The organism is Rhodococcus koreensis (assembly GCF_900105905.1).
Lineage (GTDB): Bacteria > Actinomycetota > Actinomycetes > Mycobacteriales > Mycobacteriaceae > Rhodococcus_F > Rhodococcus_F koreensis.
The window spans coordinates 869,634-887,340 of the sequence record NZ_FNSV01000005.1; the positions used below are offsets into that span (position 1 = coordinate 869,634).

The 17,707-nt window shown below is 66.5% G+C and carries 16 protein-coding genes; 9 read left to right on the top strand and 7 right to left on the bottom strand.

The features are described from left to right. Window positions 1–56: 56 nt before the first annotated feature. From BLV94_RS08680 to BLV94_RS08700, 5 genes are all read right to left on the bottom strand, one after another. Window positions 57–1,304 carry an NAD(P)/FAD-dependent oxidoreductase gene (locus BLV94_RS08680; RefSeq protein WP_072948745.1) on the bottom strand — a complete coding sequence of 416 codons (1,248 nt, stop codon included), beginning with the start codon at window positions 1,302–1,304 and terminating at the stop codon, window positions 57–59. Window positions 1,305–1,307: 3 nt separating this feature from the next. Continuing rightward, entirely contained in the window at window positions 1,308–1,496 is a 189-nt protein-coding gene (locus tag BLV94_RS08685; protein WP_072948743.1) for a ferredoxin, read from the bottom strand. A gap of 83 nt (window positions 1,497–1,579) precedes the next feature. Beyond that, the gene (locus BLV94_RS08690) at window positions 1,580–2,335 is read right to left on the bottom strand and encodes a gamma-glutamyl-gamma-aminobutyrate hydrolase family protein (protein WP_072948759.1); all 756 of its coding nucleotides are present in this window, start codon (window positions 2,333–2,335) and stop codon (window positions 1,580–1,582) included. Between the two features lie 10 nt (window positions 2,336–2,345). After that, on the bottom strand, window positions 2,346–3,839 hold the full coding sequence (locus tag BLV94_RS08695; RefSeq protein WP_072948742.1) for an aldehyde dehydrogenase: 1,494 nt from the start codon (window positions 3,837–3,839) through the stop codon (window positions 2,346–2,348). A gap of 15 nt (window positions 3,840–3,854) precedes the next feature. Further along, window positions 3,855–5,237: an aspartate aminotransferase family protein gene (locus BLV94_RS08700; protein WP_072948741.1), complete on the bottom strand. Its 1,383-nt coding sequence runs from the start codon at window positions 5,235–5,237 to the stop codon at window positions 3,855–3,857. Window positions 5,238–5,320: 83 nt separating this feature from the next. On the opposite strand from BLV94_RS08700, the gene BLV94_RS08705 reads away from it, so the two are divergent. From BLV94_RS08705 to BLV94_RS08715, 3 genes are all read left to right on the top strand, one after another. Further along, on the top strand, window positions 5,321–6,751 hold the full coding sequence (locus BLV94_RS08705; protein ID WP_072948740.1) for an aldehyde dehydrogenase family protein: 1,431 nt from the start codon (window positions 5,321–5,323) through the stop codon (window positions 6,749–6,751). 248 nt (window positions 6,752–6,999) lie between these two features. Beyond that, the gene (locus tag BLV94_RS08710; protein ID WP_072948739.1) at window positions 7,000–8,415 is read left to right on the top strand and encodes a glutamine synthetase family protein; all 1,416 of its coding nucleotides are present in this window, start codon (window positions 7,000–7,002) and stop codon (window positions 8,413–8,415) included. A gap of 75 nt (window positions 8,416–8,490) precedes the next feature. After that, window positions 8,491–9,201 carry a substrate-binding periplasmic protein gene (locus tag BLV94_RS08715; protein WP_072948738.1) on the top strand — a complete coding sequence of 237 codons (711 nt, stop codon included), beginning with the start codon at window positions 8,491–8,493 and terminating at the stop codon, window positions 9,199–9,201. A 1,353-nt stretch (window positions 9,202–10,554) separates the two neighbouring features. On the opposite strand, the gene BLV94_RS48645 is transcribed toward BLV94_RS08715, so the two are convergent. Next, window positions 10,555–10,755, bottom strand: coding sequence for a hypothetical protein (locus BLV94_RS48645; protein ID WP_143051384.1), 201 nt, complete (start codon window positions 10,753–10,755; stop codon window positions 10,555–10,557). 632 nt (window positions 10,756–11,387) lie between these two features. On the opposite strand from BLV94_RS48645, the gene BLV94_RS08725 reads away from it, so the two are divergent. Then, on the top strand, window positions 11,388–12,173 hold the full coding sequence (locus BLV94_RS08725; RefSeq protein ID WP_072948736.1) for an SDR family NAD(P)-dependent oxidoreductase: 786 nt from the start codon (window positions 11,388–11,390) through the stop codon (window positions 12,171–12,173). A 76-nt stretch (window positions 12,174–12,249) separates the two neighbouring features. Here BLV94_RS08725 and BLV94_RS08730 read toward each other — a convergent pair whose 3' ends face one another. Further along, window positions 12,250–12,666, bottom strand: coding sequence for a pyridoxamine 5'-phosphate oxidase family protein (locus tag BLV94_RS08730; protein WP_072948734.1), 417 nt, complete (start codon window positions 12,664–12,666; stop codon window positions 12,250–12,252). Between the two features lie 59 nt (window positions 12,667–12,725). On the opposite strand from BLV94_RS08730, the gene BLV94_RS08735 reads away from it, so the two are divergent. From BLV94_RS08735 to BLV94_RS08755, 5 genes are all read left to right on the top strand, one after another. Further along, on the top strand, window positions 12,726–12,998 hold the full coding sequence (locus tag BLV94_RS08735; RefSeq protein WP_083395535.1) for a hypothetical protein: 273 nt from the start codon (window positions 12,726–12,728) through the stop codon (window positions 12,996–12,998). Between the two features lie 155 nt (window positions 12,999–13,153). Further along, window positions 13,154–13,858 carry a FadR/GntR family transcriptional regulator gene (locus tag BLV94_RS08740; protein ID WP_241031573.1) on the top strand — a complete coding sequence of 235 codons (705 nt, stop codon included), beginning with the start codon at window positions 13,154–13,156 and terminating at the stop codon, window positions 13,856–13,858. A 212-nt stretch (window positions 13,859–14,070) separates the two neighbouring features. Next, on the top strand, window positions 14,071–15,711 hold the full coding sequence (locus BLV94_RS08745; protein ID WP_072948733.1) for a GMC family oxidoreductase: 1,641 nt from the start codon (window positions 14,071–14,073) through the stop codon (window positions 15,709–15,711). After that, window positions 15,708–16,133, top strand: a complete 426-nt coding sequence (locus BLV94_RS08750) for a hypothetical protein (protein ID WP_072948731.1) — start codon at window positions 15,708–15,710, stop codon at window positions 16,131–16,133. The genes BLV94_RS08745 and BLV94_RS08750 overlap by 4 nt, the downstream gene beginning before the upstream one ends. Before the next feature lie 43 nt (window positions 16,134–16,176). Continuing rightward, on the top strand, window positions 16,177–17,658 hold the full coding sequence (locus BLV94_RS08755; protein WP_083395536.1) for an aldehyde dehydrogenase family protein: 1,482 nt from the start codon (window positions 16,177–16,179) through the stop codon (window positions 17,656–17,658). The last annotated feature ends 49 nt before the right edge of the window (window positions 17,659–17,707 follow it).

The window sequence follows — 17,707 nt, forward strand, 5'->3', positions numbered from 1 at the left end:
TTTCTCCGACCGTGGCCCACACACGGTGTGGGGACCGCGTGGCGGCGGGCGAGGGCTCAGCCCACGGCCTCGAGAAGAGCTTTGTGCCGCAACCGTTGCGCGGGCGTGCCGCCGGCGATGACGACCCCGGTCATCGTGGACTCTCGAAAGTAGCCCACCACGACACCGTCCGATGCCCACCCGGGGGCGAAGCCGCCCTCCAGGACCTCGATACGGTCTGCGTGGTCGGTGCGCCCGAAACCCTGGATCCTGACGTCGAATTGGTCGCTCCAGAAGGCCGGCAGCGGCGCAAACGGTGCCGGAGCCTCGGCGCCGCTGTCGGCGGGGCTCAGCCCGCGGAGCAAGGTGGTGGCGGCGCGCTGCGCGGTGTCGGCGGGAACGCACCAGTGTTCGACGCGACGCGGGGTGCTGTCGAATCTCGGATTCGGGAATCGAGCCACATCTCCGACCGCCACCACCTCGCCGCGCCCTTCGACGCGCATCAGGTTGTCGCAGAGGACGCCATCGGACAGGTCCAGGCCGTTCCCGTCCAGCCATTCGACGTTGGGCCGTGACCCGACTGCCTCGACCAGCACGTCGGCCTCGAGTTCGGTCCCGTCGTCGAGGATGACCGTACCCAGCGTCTCGAGATCCGATGGCCGTCCGATCAGGGCCGATACCGACCTGCCCAGCTCGAAGACCACGCCCTGCTCTTCGTGGAAGGTTTGCAGGGTGCGGGCGAGTTCGGAACCGAGCGGGCGCAGCATCGGTGCGATGAACGGCTCGACGACACTGACGCGGCATCCGGCGCGGCGGGCACTGGCGGCGACCTCGCAGCCGATGAAACCGCCGCCGACGACCACCACGGAGGCTCCCGTGGTCAGCTGCTCACGCAGTGCGATCGCATCGTCGAGGGTGCGTAGTACGTGCCGCTGCGAGCCGAAACCGTCGATCGGCAGTCGGCGGGGCCGCAGACCGGTGGCGACGACCAGACCGTCATAGGCGAGCGTGCGCCCGTTGGCGGTGTGCACGACTCGGTCCGCCAGCACGGCCCCGGTTACCTCGGTGCCCGTCACCCAGGACACGTCCTCGACGTGTGCGCGCCGGCGCAGGGCCACCCCCGGATAGTTGACCAGTTCGGTGGCGCTGAGTGCACTGGCGTCGGGGGCGACCAGGACGTTCTTCGACAGCGGTGGACGGTTGTAGGGCAAATGAGCCTCGGCGCCGACCACCGTGAGCTCACCCGACCAGCCGTGCACGCGTAGTTGCTCAGCGGCGCGCAGTCCGCCGAGGGAGCCGCCGACGATGACAATCCGTGGTGTCATCGGTTAATCGTCCACACGGATCGCCTGGACGGGGCACACGTCCGCGGCCTCTTCGACGGACGCGCGAAGGGATTCGTCGGGCGCCGGCTCCCAGACCAGCCTCCCGTCGTCGTCGAACTGAAATACCTTCGGTGCGCTGAAGATGCACTGTCCGTGGTCGGCGCACACTCCGGTGTCTACGGTGACTTTCATGATGGGGCCTCTCTTCCCTGAGCGGTCGGTGGCTGTACCGCGATGGGTACGGTCGTTGTCTTCTGCCGGGTGTTCCGGGGTGGTCAGGAGCCGGTGCGCTGGTGGCGTGCCCGGCTGTCGATGTGGTCGAGGAACGCCCGGAACAGGGGGGTCGTCGGGTCCTGTTCGGGATGCCACAGCACACCGAGCGCGAACGCGTGCGCAGGGGACTCGATGGCCTCGATCACCCCGTCCGGCACCGAGCGCGCACTGACCGTCAGCCCGGCGCCGAGCCGGCCGACGCCCTGGTGGTGTGCGGAGTACACGGTCGCGGTGTCGGACTGGTAGGCGCCCGCGGCGTCCGTGTCCGGGACGAGGGTGACCTCGTGCTTGCCGAACACACCGTCGTGGGCGGCGTGATCGTCGTGGGCCAGCGAGTCGGGCACGTGCTGGTCGAGTGTTCCGCCGAAGGCGACGTTGAGCAGCTGCATTCCGCGGCAGATGCCGAGGATGGGGATGTCGAGCTCGAGGGCGCGGCGGGCCACGGCGAGCTCGGCGAGGTCGCGCGCGGTGTCGGGTTCGGCCGTGGCGGCGTGGGCGGAGTGGCCGTAGGTTGCCGGGCCGATGTCACGTCCCCCGGCCAGGATGACCGCGTCGACGAGATCAAGTACCTGGTCTGGGTTTTCGGCCACGTCGCCGTCGGCCGGGAACAGCAGCGCAGTCCCCCCGGCGCGCCGGACGGCCTCGACGTAGGTGGTCGGCAGCATCGCGGTGGGGATGTTCTTCCACATACCGAAGTCCCCGTGTTCGACGCCGACGACGATGCCTACCTTCACGCGCCCGGAATTGGCGGAGTCCATGGTGGTCACCTCAGCCGATCGTGAAGGGGTCGCGGGTGGCGCCGGTCAGTTCGACCCAGACCGCCTTGGTTTCGGCGTATTCGAGGACCGCCTCGGGCCCGTTTTCTCGGCCCCATCCGCTGCTCTTGAAACCGCCGAACGGTACGCCCGGTCCGACCACGCGGTAGGCGTTGATCCACACGGTGCCGGCAGTGACCGCGGCTGCAACGCGGTGTGCGCGCTGCAGGTCACGGGTCCACACTCCGGCGGCCAGGCCGTACTGGGTGCCGTTGGCCAATTCGAGTGCTTCGTCCTCGGTCGAGAAGCGTGTCACAGCGAGTACCGGGCCGAAGACCTCTTCCTGCGCGATGGGCATGTCCGGCCGGACGTCGGTGAGCACGGTGGGTTCGACGAACAGTCCGCCGCGGCTATGTGATTGGCCACCGCCTGTGGCGACGGTGGCGCCGTCGGCGACCGCCTTGTCGATCATTCCGAGTACCGAGGCGAGCTGCGTGTCGTTCGCCACCGGTCCCATCTCGGTGGCCGGATCCGTCGGGTCGCCCAGCACGATGGTCTGCGCGCGGCGCACGATCAGCTCGACCAGCTCGTCGTGGATGGATTCGTGGACCAGCAGGCGTGAGCCGGCCAGGCAGGTCTGCCCGGTGGCGGCGAATACTCCGGCGATGACACCGTTGGCGGCGGCTTCCAGATCCGCGTCGGGGAACACCAATTGGGCGGACTTGCCGCCGAGTTCGAGCAGCACCCGGGTCATGTTCTGGAGGGCCGCGCGGCCGACCTGGACACCGACCGTGGTGGAACCGGTGAAGGCGATTTTGTCGATGCCGGGGTGGCCGGCGAGGGCCTTGCCGACCTCCGGTCCGGTGCCGGTCACGACGTTGAAGACACCCGCAGGGAAGCCCGCCTCGTCCATGCGCTGGGCGAATTCGAGGGTCGAGGCGGGAGTGTAGTCGGAGGGTTTGACGACGAGGGTGCAGCCGGCCGCGAGCGCGGGCGCGAGCTTCCACGCCAGCAGCATCAGGGGTGAGTTCCAGGGCAGGATGGCGCCGACGACACCGACCGGCTCGCGTCGGGTGTAGATGAAGAAGTTCGGGCGATCCGACGGCAGTGCGTCGCCGCCGAGTGTCTCGGCGATTCCGGCGTAGTACCGGTACCACTGGGGCAGATAGGCCATCTGGGCGGCCATTTCGCGTAACAGTTTGCCGTTGTCCGTGGTCTCGATAGCGCCGAGTGCGGCGGCATCGCGCTCGAGTAGATCCGCGAGGGTGCGCATCAACCGTGCGCGCTCGGCGCCGGTGGTGGTCGACCACGGCCCGGTGGTCAGGGCGGCGCGGGCGGCGGTGACGGCGCGGTCGACGTCGGCGGCGCCGCCGTCGGGGGCCGTCGACCACGGCTCCTGGGTGTAGGGGTTGGTGGTGGCGTAGCGGGCTCCGGTCCCGGCGGGGACCCAGTGCCCGTCGATGTACATCTGGTATTCGGGCAGACCTGTGGTGTCGATCGTGCTCATCGGTTTTCTCCTGGGTCAGTCGGTCGGCAACGAGAGCGCCGCGGCGTCGACGAGTGTCGATCGCAGGATGGTTTCGATCTCGGCGAAGTGTGGGGGTCCGGCGATGAGCGGCGGCGCCAGTTGGACCACGAGGTCCCCGCGCATGTCCGCGCGGCAGATCAGTCCCCGCCGATAGAGTTCGGGGGCCAGGAACGCCAGCAGCGCTTTGCCCTCGGCCGGCGAGAAGCGTTGCCTCGTCGCGGGGTCCTTGACCAGTTCGATCGCCCAGAAGTAGCCCGCCCCGCGCACGTCACCGACCAGGGCAATGTCGCGCAGCGACTCGAGCATTCCGCGCAACACTGGTTCGTTGGCGCGCACGTTTTCGAGCATCTTCTCGCTCTCCATCAGCTCGATGTTCGCCAGCGCGACCGCCGAGGCGACCGGGTGCCCACCGAAAGTGACACCGTGGGCGAACACGTTGTTGTCGGTGAGGAACGGCTCGATGACGCGGTCGGAGGCGATGACCGCCCCCATCGGTGCATAGGCGGAGGTGAGGCCCTTGGCTGTGGTGATGATGTCGGGCACGTAGTCGAACCGTTGGGCGCCGAACCACTCGCCCAGTCGTCCGAAGGCGCAGATGACCTCGTCGGAGATCAGCAGGACATCGTACTGGTCGCAGATCTGCCGCACGCGCTGGAAGTAGCCCTCCGGCGGGACGAAACAGCCTCCCGAATTCTGGACCGGTTCGAGGATCACCGCCGCGACGGTGTCCGGTCCCTCGAACTCGATTCTTTCCTGGATCGCCTCGGCGAGCGTATCGACCGCCTGCGGGTCCAGCCGGTAGACGTTGGTGTTTGTCACGTGGCTTCCGCCGATGGGCAGCGGCTCGAAAGGGGCCCTTGCCGTCGACAACGCGGTCGCCGCCAGTGCGCCCAAGGTGGTGCCGTGGTAGGCGGTGTTGCGGGAGATCACCTTGTACTTGCCGGCCTTGCCGCGAATCTTGTGGTACTGCCGGGCGAGCTTGAAGGCGGAGTCCACGGCCTCGCCGCCACCGCCGACGAAGAACACGCGGTTGAGATCCGCAGGCGCCAGGTCGGCGATCTTGGTCGCGAGCTCGATCGCGCGGGGATGAGCGAAGGACCACGTCGGGAAGAAGGCCAACTCGGTAGCCTGCTTGGCCGCAGCCTCGGCCAGCTCGGTGCGGCCGTGGCCGACGTTCACGCAGTAGAGCGAACTCAGGCCGTCGAGGTATCGGTTCCCGTGCTGGTCCCACACGTAGCAACCCTCGCCGCGGACGATGACCGGGACTTCGACCCCCTGCGCATACGCACCCATGTTGCTGAAATGCATCCACAGATGCCTGCTCGGGTCGGAATCGACGGTCTGCACGGGATTCGTACTCAACTCGACTACCTCCACTCTGACTCAGTCTCGGGGAATCTTGCCTTCTAACCTCTGACATTATAGGTTAGATATATGAATGTCAACGAAGGAGCGACCTCATGAAGCAGATACGCAGCCGGAACTTCATCGGCGGACAGTGGGTCGACCCCGCCGACGGCGCACGAGCGCCGATCACGAATCCGGCAACGGGCACGGTCCTCGGCGAGGTGGCAGCGAGTTCCCGCGTCGACGTCGACCACGCGGTCGAGGCCGCCGAAACCGGCTGGCAGACCTGGCGGGAGACGACCCCGCGGGAGCGCTCGGAGTACCTCTTCGCCCTCGCCGACGCGATGGCCGCACACAGGAGCGAGTTGGCCGATCTCGAATCGGCGAATGTAGGCAAGCCCATCCTGAATGCCCGCGGCGAGGTCGACGAGGCGATCGACGGCCTGCGCTTCTTCGCAGGTGCGATACGCAGCTCAGAAGGACTGGCGTCCAATGAATTCCGCCGGGGTGCCACCTCGATTGTGCGCCGGGAACCCGTCGGGGCGGTAGGCCTGATCACGGCGTGGAACTTCCCACTGATGGGTGCGATCTGGAAGACCGGTGCCGCACTCGCCGCGGGTAACGTGTGCGTGCTCAAACCCGCCGAGCAGACCCCGTTGACGGCACTGGCCCTCGCCGACCTGGCGGCCCCGATCCTGCCGCCCGGAGTCCTCAACGTCATTACCGGACAGGGCGATCCGGTCGGCTCCGCGCTCTCCCAGCATCCCAAGATTCGCATGGTGTCGGTCACCGGCGCCGTCGCCACCGGAAAGGCGGTGGCCGCCGCGGCGGCCCACACCCTCAAAAGGGTGCATCTCGAGTTGGGGGGGAACTGTCCCGCCATCGTGTTCGGTGACGCCGATCTCGATGCGGTGGTCGCCGGCATTCGTCATGCCGCCACGGTCAATTCCGGCCAGGTCTGCCTGTCCGCGTCGCGGCTTCTGGTGGCGAAGTCCTGCTACGACGATTTTCTCGATCGCCTCGTGCCCGCGTTCGAGTCGGTCCAAGTTGGCGCACCCGAGGAGGGCGAGCACATCGAGATGGGGCCGCTCGCCTATCGCGGGCACCGCGACCGGGTTGTCGACTACATCCACAGCGCCCAGAACGCGAAGATCCTGACCGGGCACCTCGACCCGGACACCGACAGCAATTTCGTTACCCCGACAGTGATCACCGGCGTCGAGCAGGGTGACACGATCGTTCAGGAGGAGATCTTCGGGCCGGTCGTGACCGTGCAACCGTTCGACACCGACGCCCAGGCGGTCGAATGGGCGAACGGCACCCCCTTCGGGCTGGCCGCGTCGCTGTGGACCCGCGACCTGAACCGGGCGATGAACACCGCCCCGCGCCTCGAATGCGGCACCGTCTGGATGAACGACCACCTGTCGATGCTTCCCGAGATGCCGCACGGCGGGCTCAAGGACTCCGGCTACGGCATCGAAGGCTCGAGCTACGGCATCGACGAGTTCACCCAGGTCAAACACCTGTGGATCAAGCACGGTTGAGCCCTGAGACCCGATGTCCCGGCGCAGCACTCGCGGCGCCGGAACATTCGTACAGACCGGTCTCGATGCCGAATGCACGGGCACTCGGGGCTTGCGAAACAGGAAACAAAAGCCTAACATCTAATGTCAGATGTTAAATTAACCACCCAGGGTTCGACCCTGGGTTCCCGTGCCGCACGCACCATCGACCGAATCCTCTTGATGGGGTGCGGCGCAGCACACTATCTTTGAGACCCGGAGGCCAAAGTATGCCCACCCCCCGCGAACACACGACCCCACTCGAGCTGGCGCTCAGCGATCCCGCCCGCGAATCCGAACTGGATCGGTGTCGGCAGCTGTTCGACGAACGCGGTGTCACGCACGTGCATTGCCAGTACGTGAGTGTGCAGGGCCGCGTCCTCGGAAAGGTGATGCCGGCCAAATACTTCCTCGACACTGCGGCCCGCAAGGGCGTGCCGTTCGGCTACGCCGCCGCCGGCGGCCTGCAGGCGAGCCTGGCCGGTGAGCTGCTCGGACCAGGTGGTATCAGCACCCGGGAGGGCTTGCTGGTGCCCGACCTGGGCACGGCGCAGATCCTGCCGTGGGACCGGAGCGTGGCACGAGTGTTCTGCGACCACTACCGCTCGCTGCGTGAGGAGGTCGGGCCTGGAGAGCCGGAGGAGGCCGACGCTCGCGGCAACCTCAAGCGCGTCATCGCCGCCTTCCGGGAAGAGACGGGGCTCGAACTCCGGACCGGGTGCGAACCGGAGATGAGCTGGTTCAGCGGTCCGGACGCCATCGACCGCTCCGCCTCCTTCTTCCCCGAGTGGGTGGGCCCGTCCTACCACCTCGAGCACATCGCGGAAATGATGCCGATCCTCAAGCGCATCACGCAGTACGCTCAGGAACTGGGCTTCGAGATGATCCAGTCCGACTACGAAGACCCTGGTCAGCTCGAGTGCAATTTCCTCTACGACAACGCCCTCGCGACGGCCGACCGACTGATCACCTACCGGCAAATCTGCATGGCGGTGGCCAAGGAGTTCGGTGTTCTGGCCACCTTCATGCCCAAGCCGGTCCCCGGAATCATGGCCAACGGCTGCCACCACCATGCGAGCCTGTGGCGGGGCGAGGAAAACGTGTTCGCGGACGACGACGATCTCACCGAACTGGGACGCCACGCGCTCGGCGGCCTGCTCGAGCACACCCGCGGAATGACCGCGGTGTTCGCGTCGACGACCAACTCCTATGCCCGCTTCTGGGACGTTGGACTGTTCGCCCCGGCGGTCACCAACTGGGGATACGACAACCGCACGACCAACTATCGCGTGCTGCCCGGACGCGTCGAAGTCCGGTCCCCCGACGCAGCCGTCAATCCCTATCTGTCCCACGCCGCGCTGATCGGCGCGATGGCCGATGGCATCCGTCGCAACGTCGACCCCGGCAAACCCGAACTCGGCAACGCCTACGCACCCTCCGGCGACGATGCTCCCTCAACCTTCGCGCCGCCGCCGCTGACGTTGTCCGAAGCCCTCGACGCCCTCGAGGAAGACAAGGCGGTCCGCTCCGTTCTGCCCGGGTCGCTCTACGACACCTTCACCTCTTGCAAGCGTGACGAATGCAACCGGCGCTCGGGCGCGATCACCGACTGGGACTTCAACACCTACCTGCGTTACACCCCGTAACTCATCATGTCGGACCCCGCCCCAGGGCGGGGTCCGATCCTCCATGCCGGTATCACCTTCAGAAGGATCCTTACCGTGAGCGATCTCGAACTCATTCAATCCGGAACTCTCGTCCTGTGCTCGACGGACATCGCCGCTCCCCCAATGACATCGGTCGTCGATGGCGTGCGAGTCGGCTACGAACCCGACCTCGGCCGTGCGCTGGCCGACTACCTGGGCCTCGACCTGCAGTGGGTCGACGTACGTCGGTGGTCCGATTTCGTGCCGACCCTGACCGAACGGCGGTGCGATGCAATCTTGTGTAACCAGGCCATCACTGCCGACCGCGAGAAGATTGTCGACTTCACCATCCCCTACGGACGGTTCGACGAGGGAGTGGTCGTCCGGAGCGACAGCCCCGTCCGCTCGGCCGCCGACCTCGTCGGCCGCAAGGTCGGAGCCATCACGGGCACCACCAACATTGCACTGGCAGCATCATTCGCCGGCGCCGAGGTCGTCCAATTCGGTTCCGGTGACGATGCATTCCACGAAATGGCCGACGCCGCCATCGACGGCACCATCGATGCGTTCGTCGACGACGAAATCGTCCTACCGGCACTCGAAGCCACCGGCAAGCTGCGGGTCGCATTCATCGCACCCACAGGAAACCCGTACGGCATTGCGGTGCGCAAGGATTCAGATGCTTTGCGCAACAGTCTGAACGGGGCGATCCAGCATCTGATCGCAGACGGCACGCTCGCCGAAATCTGGAACAACACCTTCCCCAACAAAGCATTCCCCTTGTGAAGCTGCCGTCGCCCTCCCGGCACGGTATCAACCGCCCGTGAAGGCGGGCGGCGGACGCCGACATCTGCACCGGGGCGGCGGCCGCCGCCCCGACCGGCCACAAGCTGACCGCCGCCCGACTGTAGCGACCGGCGCCGGCCGATCCCGCGCACTTCGAATGAACACACTCCCGAGACAGCTGGTTTCCCATGCCTGAACCGCCCACCAAGACCCGCAACTTCCGTCCCGACCCCAAATCCAGCAGAAGCCATCTCGCCGACACAACCGCCGCCGACGACGAGCACCCCGCAGCGTACCGACTCCCCCGCAGACAACGTCTGCGCGACAAACTCCGCACGGAAAAACACTCCCGCATACCGCGAGAGGCCGACCAGCTGATTCGCCTTGCATTGACCTGGCTCCCGTACGGAGGCCCGCCGGCGGATGAAATCATGGTTCAGTTCGGGATGACCGCAGCCCGCTTCTCCGAAGCCCTCCGACAGGCGACATACCTGTCAGACTGCGATCCCAGTATCGCCTGCCGAATACACACTGCCTACTTCGCACGCCCAACGATCCGATAAGCACATGCCACGCAACGCAGCAAGCAAGGACCCTGCCACCCCCGTGCGTGAGTCTCAGACGAGTCGCTACGGCGGGCGCTGCGGTGACCGTAGTAGACGCGATCTCGACATCTAACAATGTTATCCCACATCCTAATTCGACATCATCCACATGTCACCGATCATCTCGAGCCGGTTTCGAGAGATGATCCTCGATCGATGCCGGCCTGGCACCGAATGAGATGCGCTTCCGCCGGCGACTGGGATGGAGCGAACTGGGCTGAGCCGCCTCTTGCTCGACCGACTGACGCAAGTATCTTCCAAGTCACGTCAGGAAGGTGCATCTGATGCGCAACGTCGGCGTGACGGCCTCTTGGCGAAGCGTGGCCCGTATCGACGGTAGCGGCAGCAGGCTCGAGCGCGCGCCTCTCATCCAATTTTGGCCCGGGATCGGATTCGGACCCCTATTTCTGCGCATTCGACGCTGTGATGCCCGTTTCGAGCGGATCTTCGGTCGGTGTGCCCGATGTTCGGCGCTGTGGGGCGGTGAATCTGGCGAACCCGTGCCTGATAACCGGTCATTTTCGGTGGGTGGTCGAGGTCGGCTACCGGGATCCGTGCATTCCGGCGGCGGGGCGGAGCAGTCATCTGCCCGGTCCCGTGGCGGCCAGAGATGCTGCGTAGCGCGTGGCGGAGTGGGTGCTGCGCCGCCGCCGTCGAGGTCGGCGTTCGGGTTCGGGTTCGTCGAGGAACCGACCCCAGGAATCGAGAACCTCCCGCCGGGTGACCCAGTCGTGAAGATTGAGGATGTTCAGCCAGTATCCGCGGTGAGGCGGTTGCGTTTGAGGTCGGCGAACAGGCTCTCGATCCCGACCCTGCGGTGATACGACGCCTCCCATACGAGGGTGCCGCGCTGGAACGGCATCCGCAGGTCCGGGTAGTCCGCGTCGGACAATGTGATGGTGCACCCGCAGCCGCACGGGGTGCCCGGTGTGCGGGATGTCGTCGGCATGCTGTGCGAGTCGCGCACGCACGCCGACGTCCATCGTGGTGTCGCTACTCCCGGGGCCGGGGTGTGTGCCGCGAGCGCTGGAGCGGTGCAGGTCGTAGATGGTGGTGTAGCCGAGCTCCCAGACGGGCAGGGCGAACGTGTCGTTGGTGACGTAGTTGTAGGCGCGGTCGGCGATGAGATGGCGCGGCTTGCCGATGGTGTCGCCGAGCGCCTGAACGGCGAGCAGGCCACTGATGCCCTTGTGTGCCCAACGTGGTGACGATCGTTCTGAAATGACGCAGACGCGCTTTTCACGGTCACACAGCACAACTCATCACTGACGCGGAGATGGTCACGTCAGCGTCGAATCTTCGCAGGATCAAGTGTGGGCACTTCTGTAACGGGAGATAAGCGGGACATAAATAGGTTGCGCAAACCTGGGCCATCGGCCGCTTGCCACGGTAGGTTTTCGGGCAACAACCATTCTTCCCATCCCAGTCAGCGAATCCCGAACCGAGTCATTCGCGGAACCCGACGAGTGCCCGGTGTCGATGACCCTGGGTTTGGTCGCCGTGTCTCGCAGTCACGCGCCCGGAGCGGGATATCTCGCAATGGGCCCGTCAGTCGCGATCTCGCCCTAGTTGAGGAGCCACATGCTCTCTTGCACAGCTAAATCCGGACTCGTCACCGGCGCTTCCGGTGGTCTCGGCCGGGCAACAGTGCTGGCGCTGGCCGCCCACGGCGCCAATGTCATCGCCCTGAGCCGCAACGCCGACACCTTGCAGGAAACCGCGCGAATGGCCCGGGGTCTGCAAGGGACCGTCGTCGCCTTACAGGCCGATGTCACGGACGAACCGAGCGTGGTCGACGCCCTCACACAGGTCGAGACCAGCTTCGGAACGCTCGACTTCGTGGTCAACAATGCCGGACGTCAGATCGAACGGAACTTTCTGGAGACCACAAACGAGGACTGGGACGCCGTCGATCTGACGAACGTGCGCGGCCCCTTCTGGGTGTGCAAACATGCCGCAGCCGCGATGCTGCGACACGGACGCGGAGGAAGCATCGTCAACATCGCCTCCGTCCTGTCGGTGAGCGCAGACCCGATGCTGACCGCATATACCGCCAGCAAGCATGCGGTTCTCGGACTCACTCGCAGTATCGCCGTCACGCGCCAACTGGCGCGCGCCGGAATCCGCGCCAACGCAGTGCTTCCCGGTGACATGAACACCCCGATGGTCCAGCAGTACTTTGCTGCCCATGCCGACCCTGAGCTGGCACGGCAGGAAATTGCCTCCGCCTATCCAGTGGAGCGGATCGCCGAACCCGCGGAAGTCGCCAATGTGGTGCGGTTCCTCGTCTCGGACGACGCGTCGTTCGTCAACGGTGCGGCCATCGTCGTCGACGGCGGACTCGGCGCGGCGCTGTACACGAACTGACCCCGCGGCATATAGGGAGCTGTTCTACCGTGGAGCTGTTTCTACGTTTGTGAGTGCGGATCCCGCTCCGGCCCCGTCAAGAGGTGGGCTTGCTGTAGTCGGCGGTGTGCCAGGTAATCGGGCTCATTCGGAGCAGTACGGCCTTGTCGTTGTACGACTCTGCAAGGTAGGCCTCGGCCTCGTCGGGCCCGAGATACCGGTGCGCGATCGGGCGGACATCCTCGCGTGTCGTTGCGTCGACGATCGTGGCCGGTCCCTCGGCGCTGACGTATCGATACGGCGGCTTTTCGTCCTGGACGACCAGGCTGAGGCGACCGCTTGCGCGGACCAGTCGTTCCTTGACGGTTCCGCGTTCTGTCCACACCAGGAGGTCCCCCGACTCGTCGAGTCGGTACCAGACTGGCACCGCCAGGGTCGCCGCGCCGTCTCGGGCGACAGCAATCACCGCCACGTGCTTCTCGCTGAGGAACCGACGCCGTTCCTCGGCATCCATCCAAAGTTAGACATCGCTCTCCTATTCCATTAAAGGATAGTTTCATTTACCTTACACATATGATGGTGGAACAACCGCAGCGCATGGGCACCTCACTGCTCCCCGTTGTCGCGATGGTGTTCGGCATGCTGTCCGTCGTGACGTTCTGGATGCCGGGAGTCGGCGTCGTCCTGGGGGTCGGTGGACTCGCCGCCGGCCTTCTGGGCACCGCAGCCCACTCCGCAAATGATGACGAGTCCGCGTCGCTGTGGGCCCTCCTCGGCATCCTCGTCGCAACCCTCGGTCTCACCACCAGCGCGATCGCGGTGCTGGCGGGGGCGTCACCCCCGTAGCGGGACCGCAACCGATCCACATCTTCAGCGGACACAATGACTGGCCATATTTGGCAGATGTCTTACCATGTAATGGAGCGGGCACGGCAACGCACGAGGAGGCAATGGTGAGGGACTTCAGGCCGGTACGGAGCCGAAGCGCGGGCGGTGACGTCATGCACCAGATCATCGACCGCATCAAGTCCGGTGAGCTGCGCGAAGGCGATGTCCTCCCCGGGGAGCGGGTGCTCGCCGCACAGATGGACGTCTCGCGTCCGACGGTCAGCAGCGCGATCTCCAAGCTCGTCGAGGCGGGCATCCTCCGCAGCCGCCCGGGCCGGCACGGCAACCCCGAGGTGATCTCGATCTGGATTCCCGAGGGCCTCGAGAATTTGCCGGAGGCCAACCCTCTCCAGGCGGACGAGATCTTCCGCATCCTGGAGGCGCGCAAGACCCTCGAGCCGCGCGTGGCGCAACTGGCCGCCGTGCGCGCTACGGACGAGCACTACCAGCTGATGCAGCACTCGATTGATCTACTGCGCGCCCACAAGGACAACCTCAGCCGGGCAGCTCAGGCCGAACTGCTGTTCCACCGGACCATCTGGCGCGCCGCGGGCAACCCGTCCCTCGAGGCGATGATGAAGGGACTCGAAAAGGAGCTCGCCCCCGTCCACGACATGATGCTGCGCACCCCGGAAGACTACGAATGCGGGGTGGAGTTGCACGAAGCGACGCTGGCAGCGCTCAAGCGGGGCGACCCAGTGGAGATCGAGCAGGAGATGTACCGGCATCTCGGCCATTTCGAGAGCATCGTCGCGGACGTCCTCCAGCGCACCCCGCACCGGCAGCTGCCGGCCTTCCTCACCGCCGGCGTCCACTGACCCACTCCCCCTTTTTCCCTTTCCTGAGGCGGATGATCTGACGATCATCCGCCTCAGTTGCATCTATCTTGCCAAAAATGGCCAAGTTAATTATCCTCTTAGGTGTGATCGGCGTCTCGGCGCCGCGTGAGTGAACTGACGAGCGAATGCGCGACCTGCGGTTGCCGCTCCGGTACGACCCAAGGCCCGCGTGGCCGGGAGGAGATATCCCGATGACAATCGGCGATGGGACACCTACACCTTCGGATCGGGCGGATGTCCTGATCATCGGCGCCGGCCCATCCGGCGGTGTCGTGGCCGAGCACATGGCCCGGCACGGGTTCACGGTGGTCTGCCTGGAGCAGGGCCGCTGGGTCAATAGCGGCGAGTTTCCTGCCGTCAAGCCGGAATGGGAGTTGCTGGCGCAGAAGCAGTGGTACCCCGAACCGAACGTGCGCGGCAACGCCGAGGACTATCCGACGAACGTGTCCGAGTCGGACGTCTCTCCGGTGATGTTCGCGGGCGTCGGTGGCAGCACGCTGATCTACAGCGCGCACTGGATGCGCCTGCTGCCCTCCGACTTTCGGGTCAAGACCCTCAACGGTGTCGCCGACGACTGGCCGATCACCTACGAGGACCTCGCCCCGTACTACGACCGGATGGACGCCGCCGTCGGCCTCGCCGGACTCGAGGGCGACCCGATGTACCCCGACGGGATGGTGCCGCCGCTGCCGCCGCATCCGATCGGCAAGATCGGGCGGATCGCGGCTCGCGGGATGAACAAGCTGGGCTGGCACTGGTGGCCCTCCCCCAACGCGATTGCCTCCCAGAAGCATGGTGAGTTCGCGCGCTGCGCCCGGTGGGGCACCTGTGAGACCGGTTGTCCGGAGGGGGCGAAGTCGTCCTTCGATCTCACCCACTGGCCGACCGCCATCCGGCACGGCGCCCGGCTGATCACCGGCGCCCGGGTCTCCACCATCACCGTCGACGCCGAGGGGCGCGCGGACGGCGCCGTCTACGTCGACGCCGCCGGCCGCGAACACCGGCAGAAGGCCCGACTTGTCGTCGTCGCCGCGAACGGTATCGGCACCCCACGACTGTTGCTGCTCTCCGCGCACGGCGGCGCCCCGAACGGGCTGGCGAACTCGTCCGGTCTAGTCGGCAAGCGGCTGATGCTGCATCCCAACGCAGAGGTCACCGGCATCTATGACGAGCCGCTCGACAGCTGGCTGGGACCGGCCGGGCAGGCCATTCACTCGCTCGAGTTCTACGAGACCGACGCATCCCGCGGCTTCGTCGGCGGCGCGAAGTGGCAGGTCATGCCCATCGGCGGGCCGCTGCGCGCACTGTCGCTGCACGACCGGCGTCCGTTCGCCGAGAAATGGGGGCCGGCGGTGCACGACCGTATGGACGAAACGCTCGGCCGGGGCCTGCAGTGGGGCATCAACTCGCAGGACATGCCGGAGGAGAGCAACCACGTCGATCTCGACCCGACGCTCACCGACTCGAACGGCATCCCGGCTCCCCGTGTGCGCTACCGGTTGTCGGAGAACACCAAGAAGCTTCTGCAGTTCAATCTCGAACGCGCCGTCGAGGCGCATGAGGCCGCCGGAGCGGTCCGCACGGTGGCGACCGACCTGTGGCCGGAGCAGCCCGGACATCTGCTGGGCACGGCCACGATGGGCACCGATCCCGCCACGTCGGTGGTCAACGAGTGGAACATCGCGCACGACGTGCCGAACCTGGCGATCGTCGACGGCAGCGTGATGCCCACCTCGGGTGCGGTCAACCCGACCGCGACCATCACGGCACTAGCGCTGCGTGCCGCCGAACACCTCACGAACAACGCACGCTGGCAGGAGATTTCCGAATGACACACCTGAGCGAGCAGGAACGGCAGACGCTCTGGCGCGTCGCCGACGTCCTCATCCCCGCCACGGCGACCCGGCCCGGCCTCCGCGACGCCGACCCCGACGGGATCTGGCTCGAGCGGGCCCTGACCGCACGCGCGGACCTGGTCGGTGCGCTGCAGACGGAGCTGACACAACTGGAGACGGTCCCCGACCTCGAACCGGCAGTCATCGACCTGCACGAGAGCGACCGGGCGCGGTTCGAGGTGCTGGCGACCGCGGTCAGTGGCGCCTACTACCTCGTGCCCGCGGTCCGAGAGCTGATCGGCTACCCCGGTCAGCACCGCAACCCGCCGCGCCTGGAGGACGCCGCCGAGGAACTCTCCGACGAGGTCTTCGAGGCAGCGATGAACTACCCCGGCTCCTACCGACCGACACCTCGATAGCCCCGTCACCCCAGACCTGCCTGAAAAGAAAAGGACCTCACCCATGACCCTCTCCACGATCGGATCCGATCAGCGTTCGGTGCTGCGCACGCTCGCCGGACGAGTGACCGGCAACTTCATCGACGGTCGCTGGACCCCGTCGAGCTCGCCCGACACCATCACGGTGCTCGACCCGTCCACCGGCCGCGAAATCGGCACGGTCCCGGCCTCGTCCGCTGCCGACATCGACGCTGCGGTGGCCGCCGCCCGCACCGCGCAGCCCGGGTGGGCGGCCCTCACCCCCGCGGCCCGCTCGAAGTTCCTGCTCGACATCGCCACCCTGACCGAGGAACTGCTCGAGGAAATCTCGATCATCGAGGCAGTCGATGCAGGCAAGCCGATCACCGCGGTCCGGGACGAGGAACTGCCCGGGGTGATCGACGCGATGCGGTTCTTCGCAGGCGCCGCCCGCACCCTGCCGGCCCCCTCCAGTGGTGACTACCTCGAGGGTGTCTCCTCGATCATGCGCCGCGAACCGGTCGGCGTCGCCGCCGGCATCACACCGTGGAACTACCCGCTGCTGCAGGCGGTCGCCAAGGTGTTCCCGGCCCTCGCCACCGGCAACACGTACGTCCTCAAGCCCGCCGAGACCACTCCGTACTCGACCGCGTGGCTCGCCGAGATCGTCGCCCGCGTTCTCCCGGACGGGGTGTTCAACGTGGTCTTCGGCACCGGCGCCGTCGCCGGTGACGCCCTCGCCCGGCACCCGAAGGTCGACGTGGTCTCGTTCACCGGTTCCATCGAGACGGGCCGCAAGGTCGGAATCGCGGCCGCCGACGGCGTCAAGAAGGCCATCATGGAGCTCGGCGGCAACTCCCCGGTCATCGTGTTCGGCGACGCCGACCTCGAATCCGCGCTCGACGCGATCGCGATCGGCGGGCTGTACAACACCGGCCAGGAGTGCATGTCCGCAAGCCGGGTCATCGTGCACGCGTCCCTGCTGGATGCATTCGTCGACGGACTGAAGGCGCGGTGCAGCCGCGAAAAGCTCGGCGACGTCCTCGACCCCACCACCACCATCGGGCCCCTGAACTCCGCCCAGCAGCGCGACCGGGTACTCGCCAAGATCGAGGCCCGCACCTCCGGCGCCCGCGTGGTCGCGGGCGGCGAGAACTGCGAGGGTGACGGGTTCTTCTTCCCCCCGACGATCGTCGTCGGAGTCGCCGATGACGAAGAACTGGTCCAGGAGGAAATCTTCGGCCCGGTGTTCACCGTGCAGACCTTCGAGACCGAAGAGCAGGCGATCGCGCTGGCCAACGGCACCCGGTACGGACTGGCGTCGTCGGTGTTCACCAGCAACGTCGGCACCGCCACCCGCGTCCAGAACGCCCTGAACTTCGGCACCGTGTGGGTCAACAACCACCTGGTCTTCGCCGCGGACCTGCCCGTCAGCGGATTCGGGGCCTCGGGCATCGGCACCGAGAACGCCGAGGCCGGACTGCTCGAGTACACCCGCCTCAAGCACGTCATGGTGGACAACCGCTGACCGGCCCACCGCGACCCCGACCCCACCCCTCCCCTGTCCGGAAGAACGA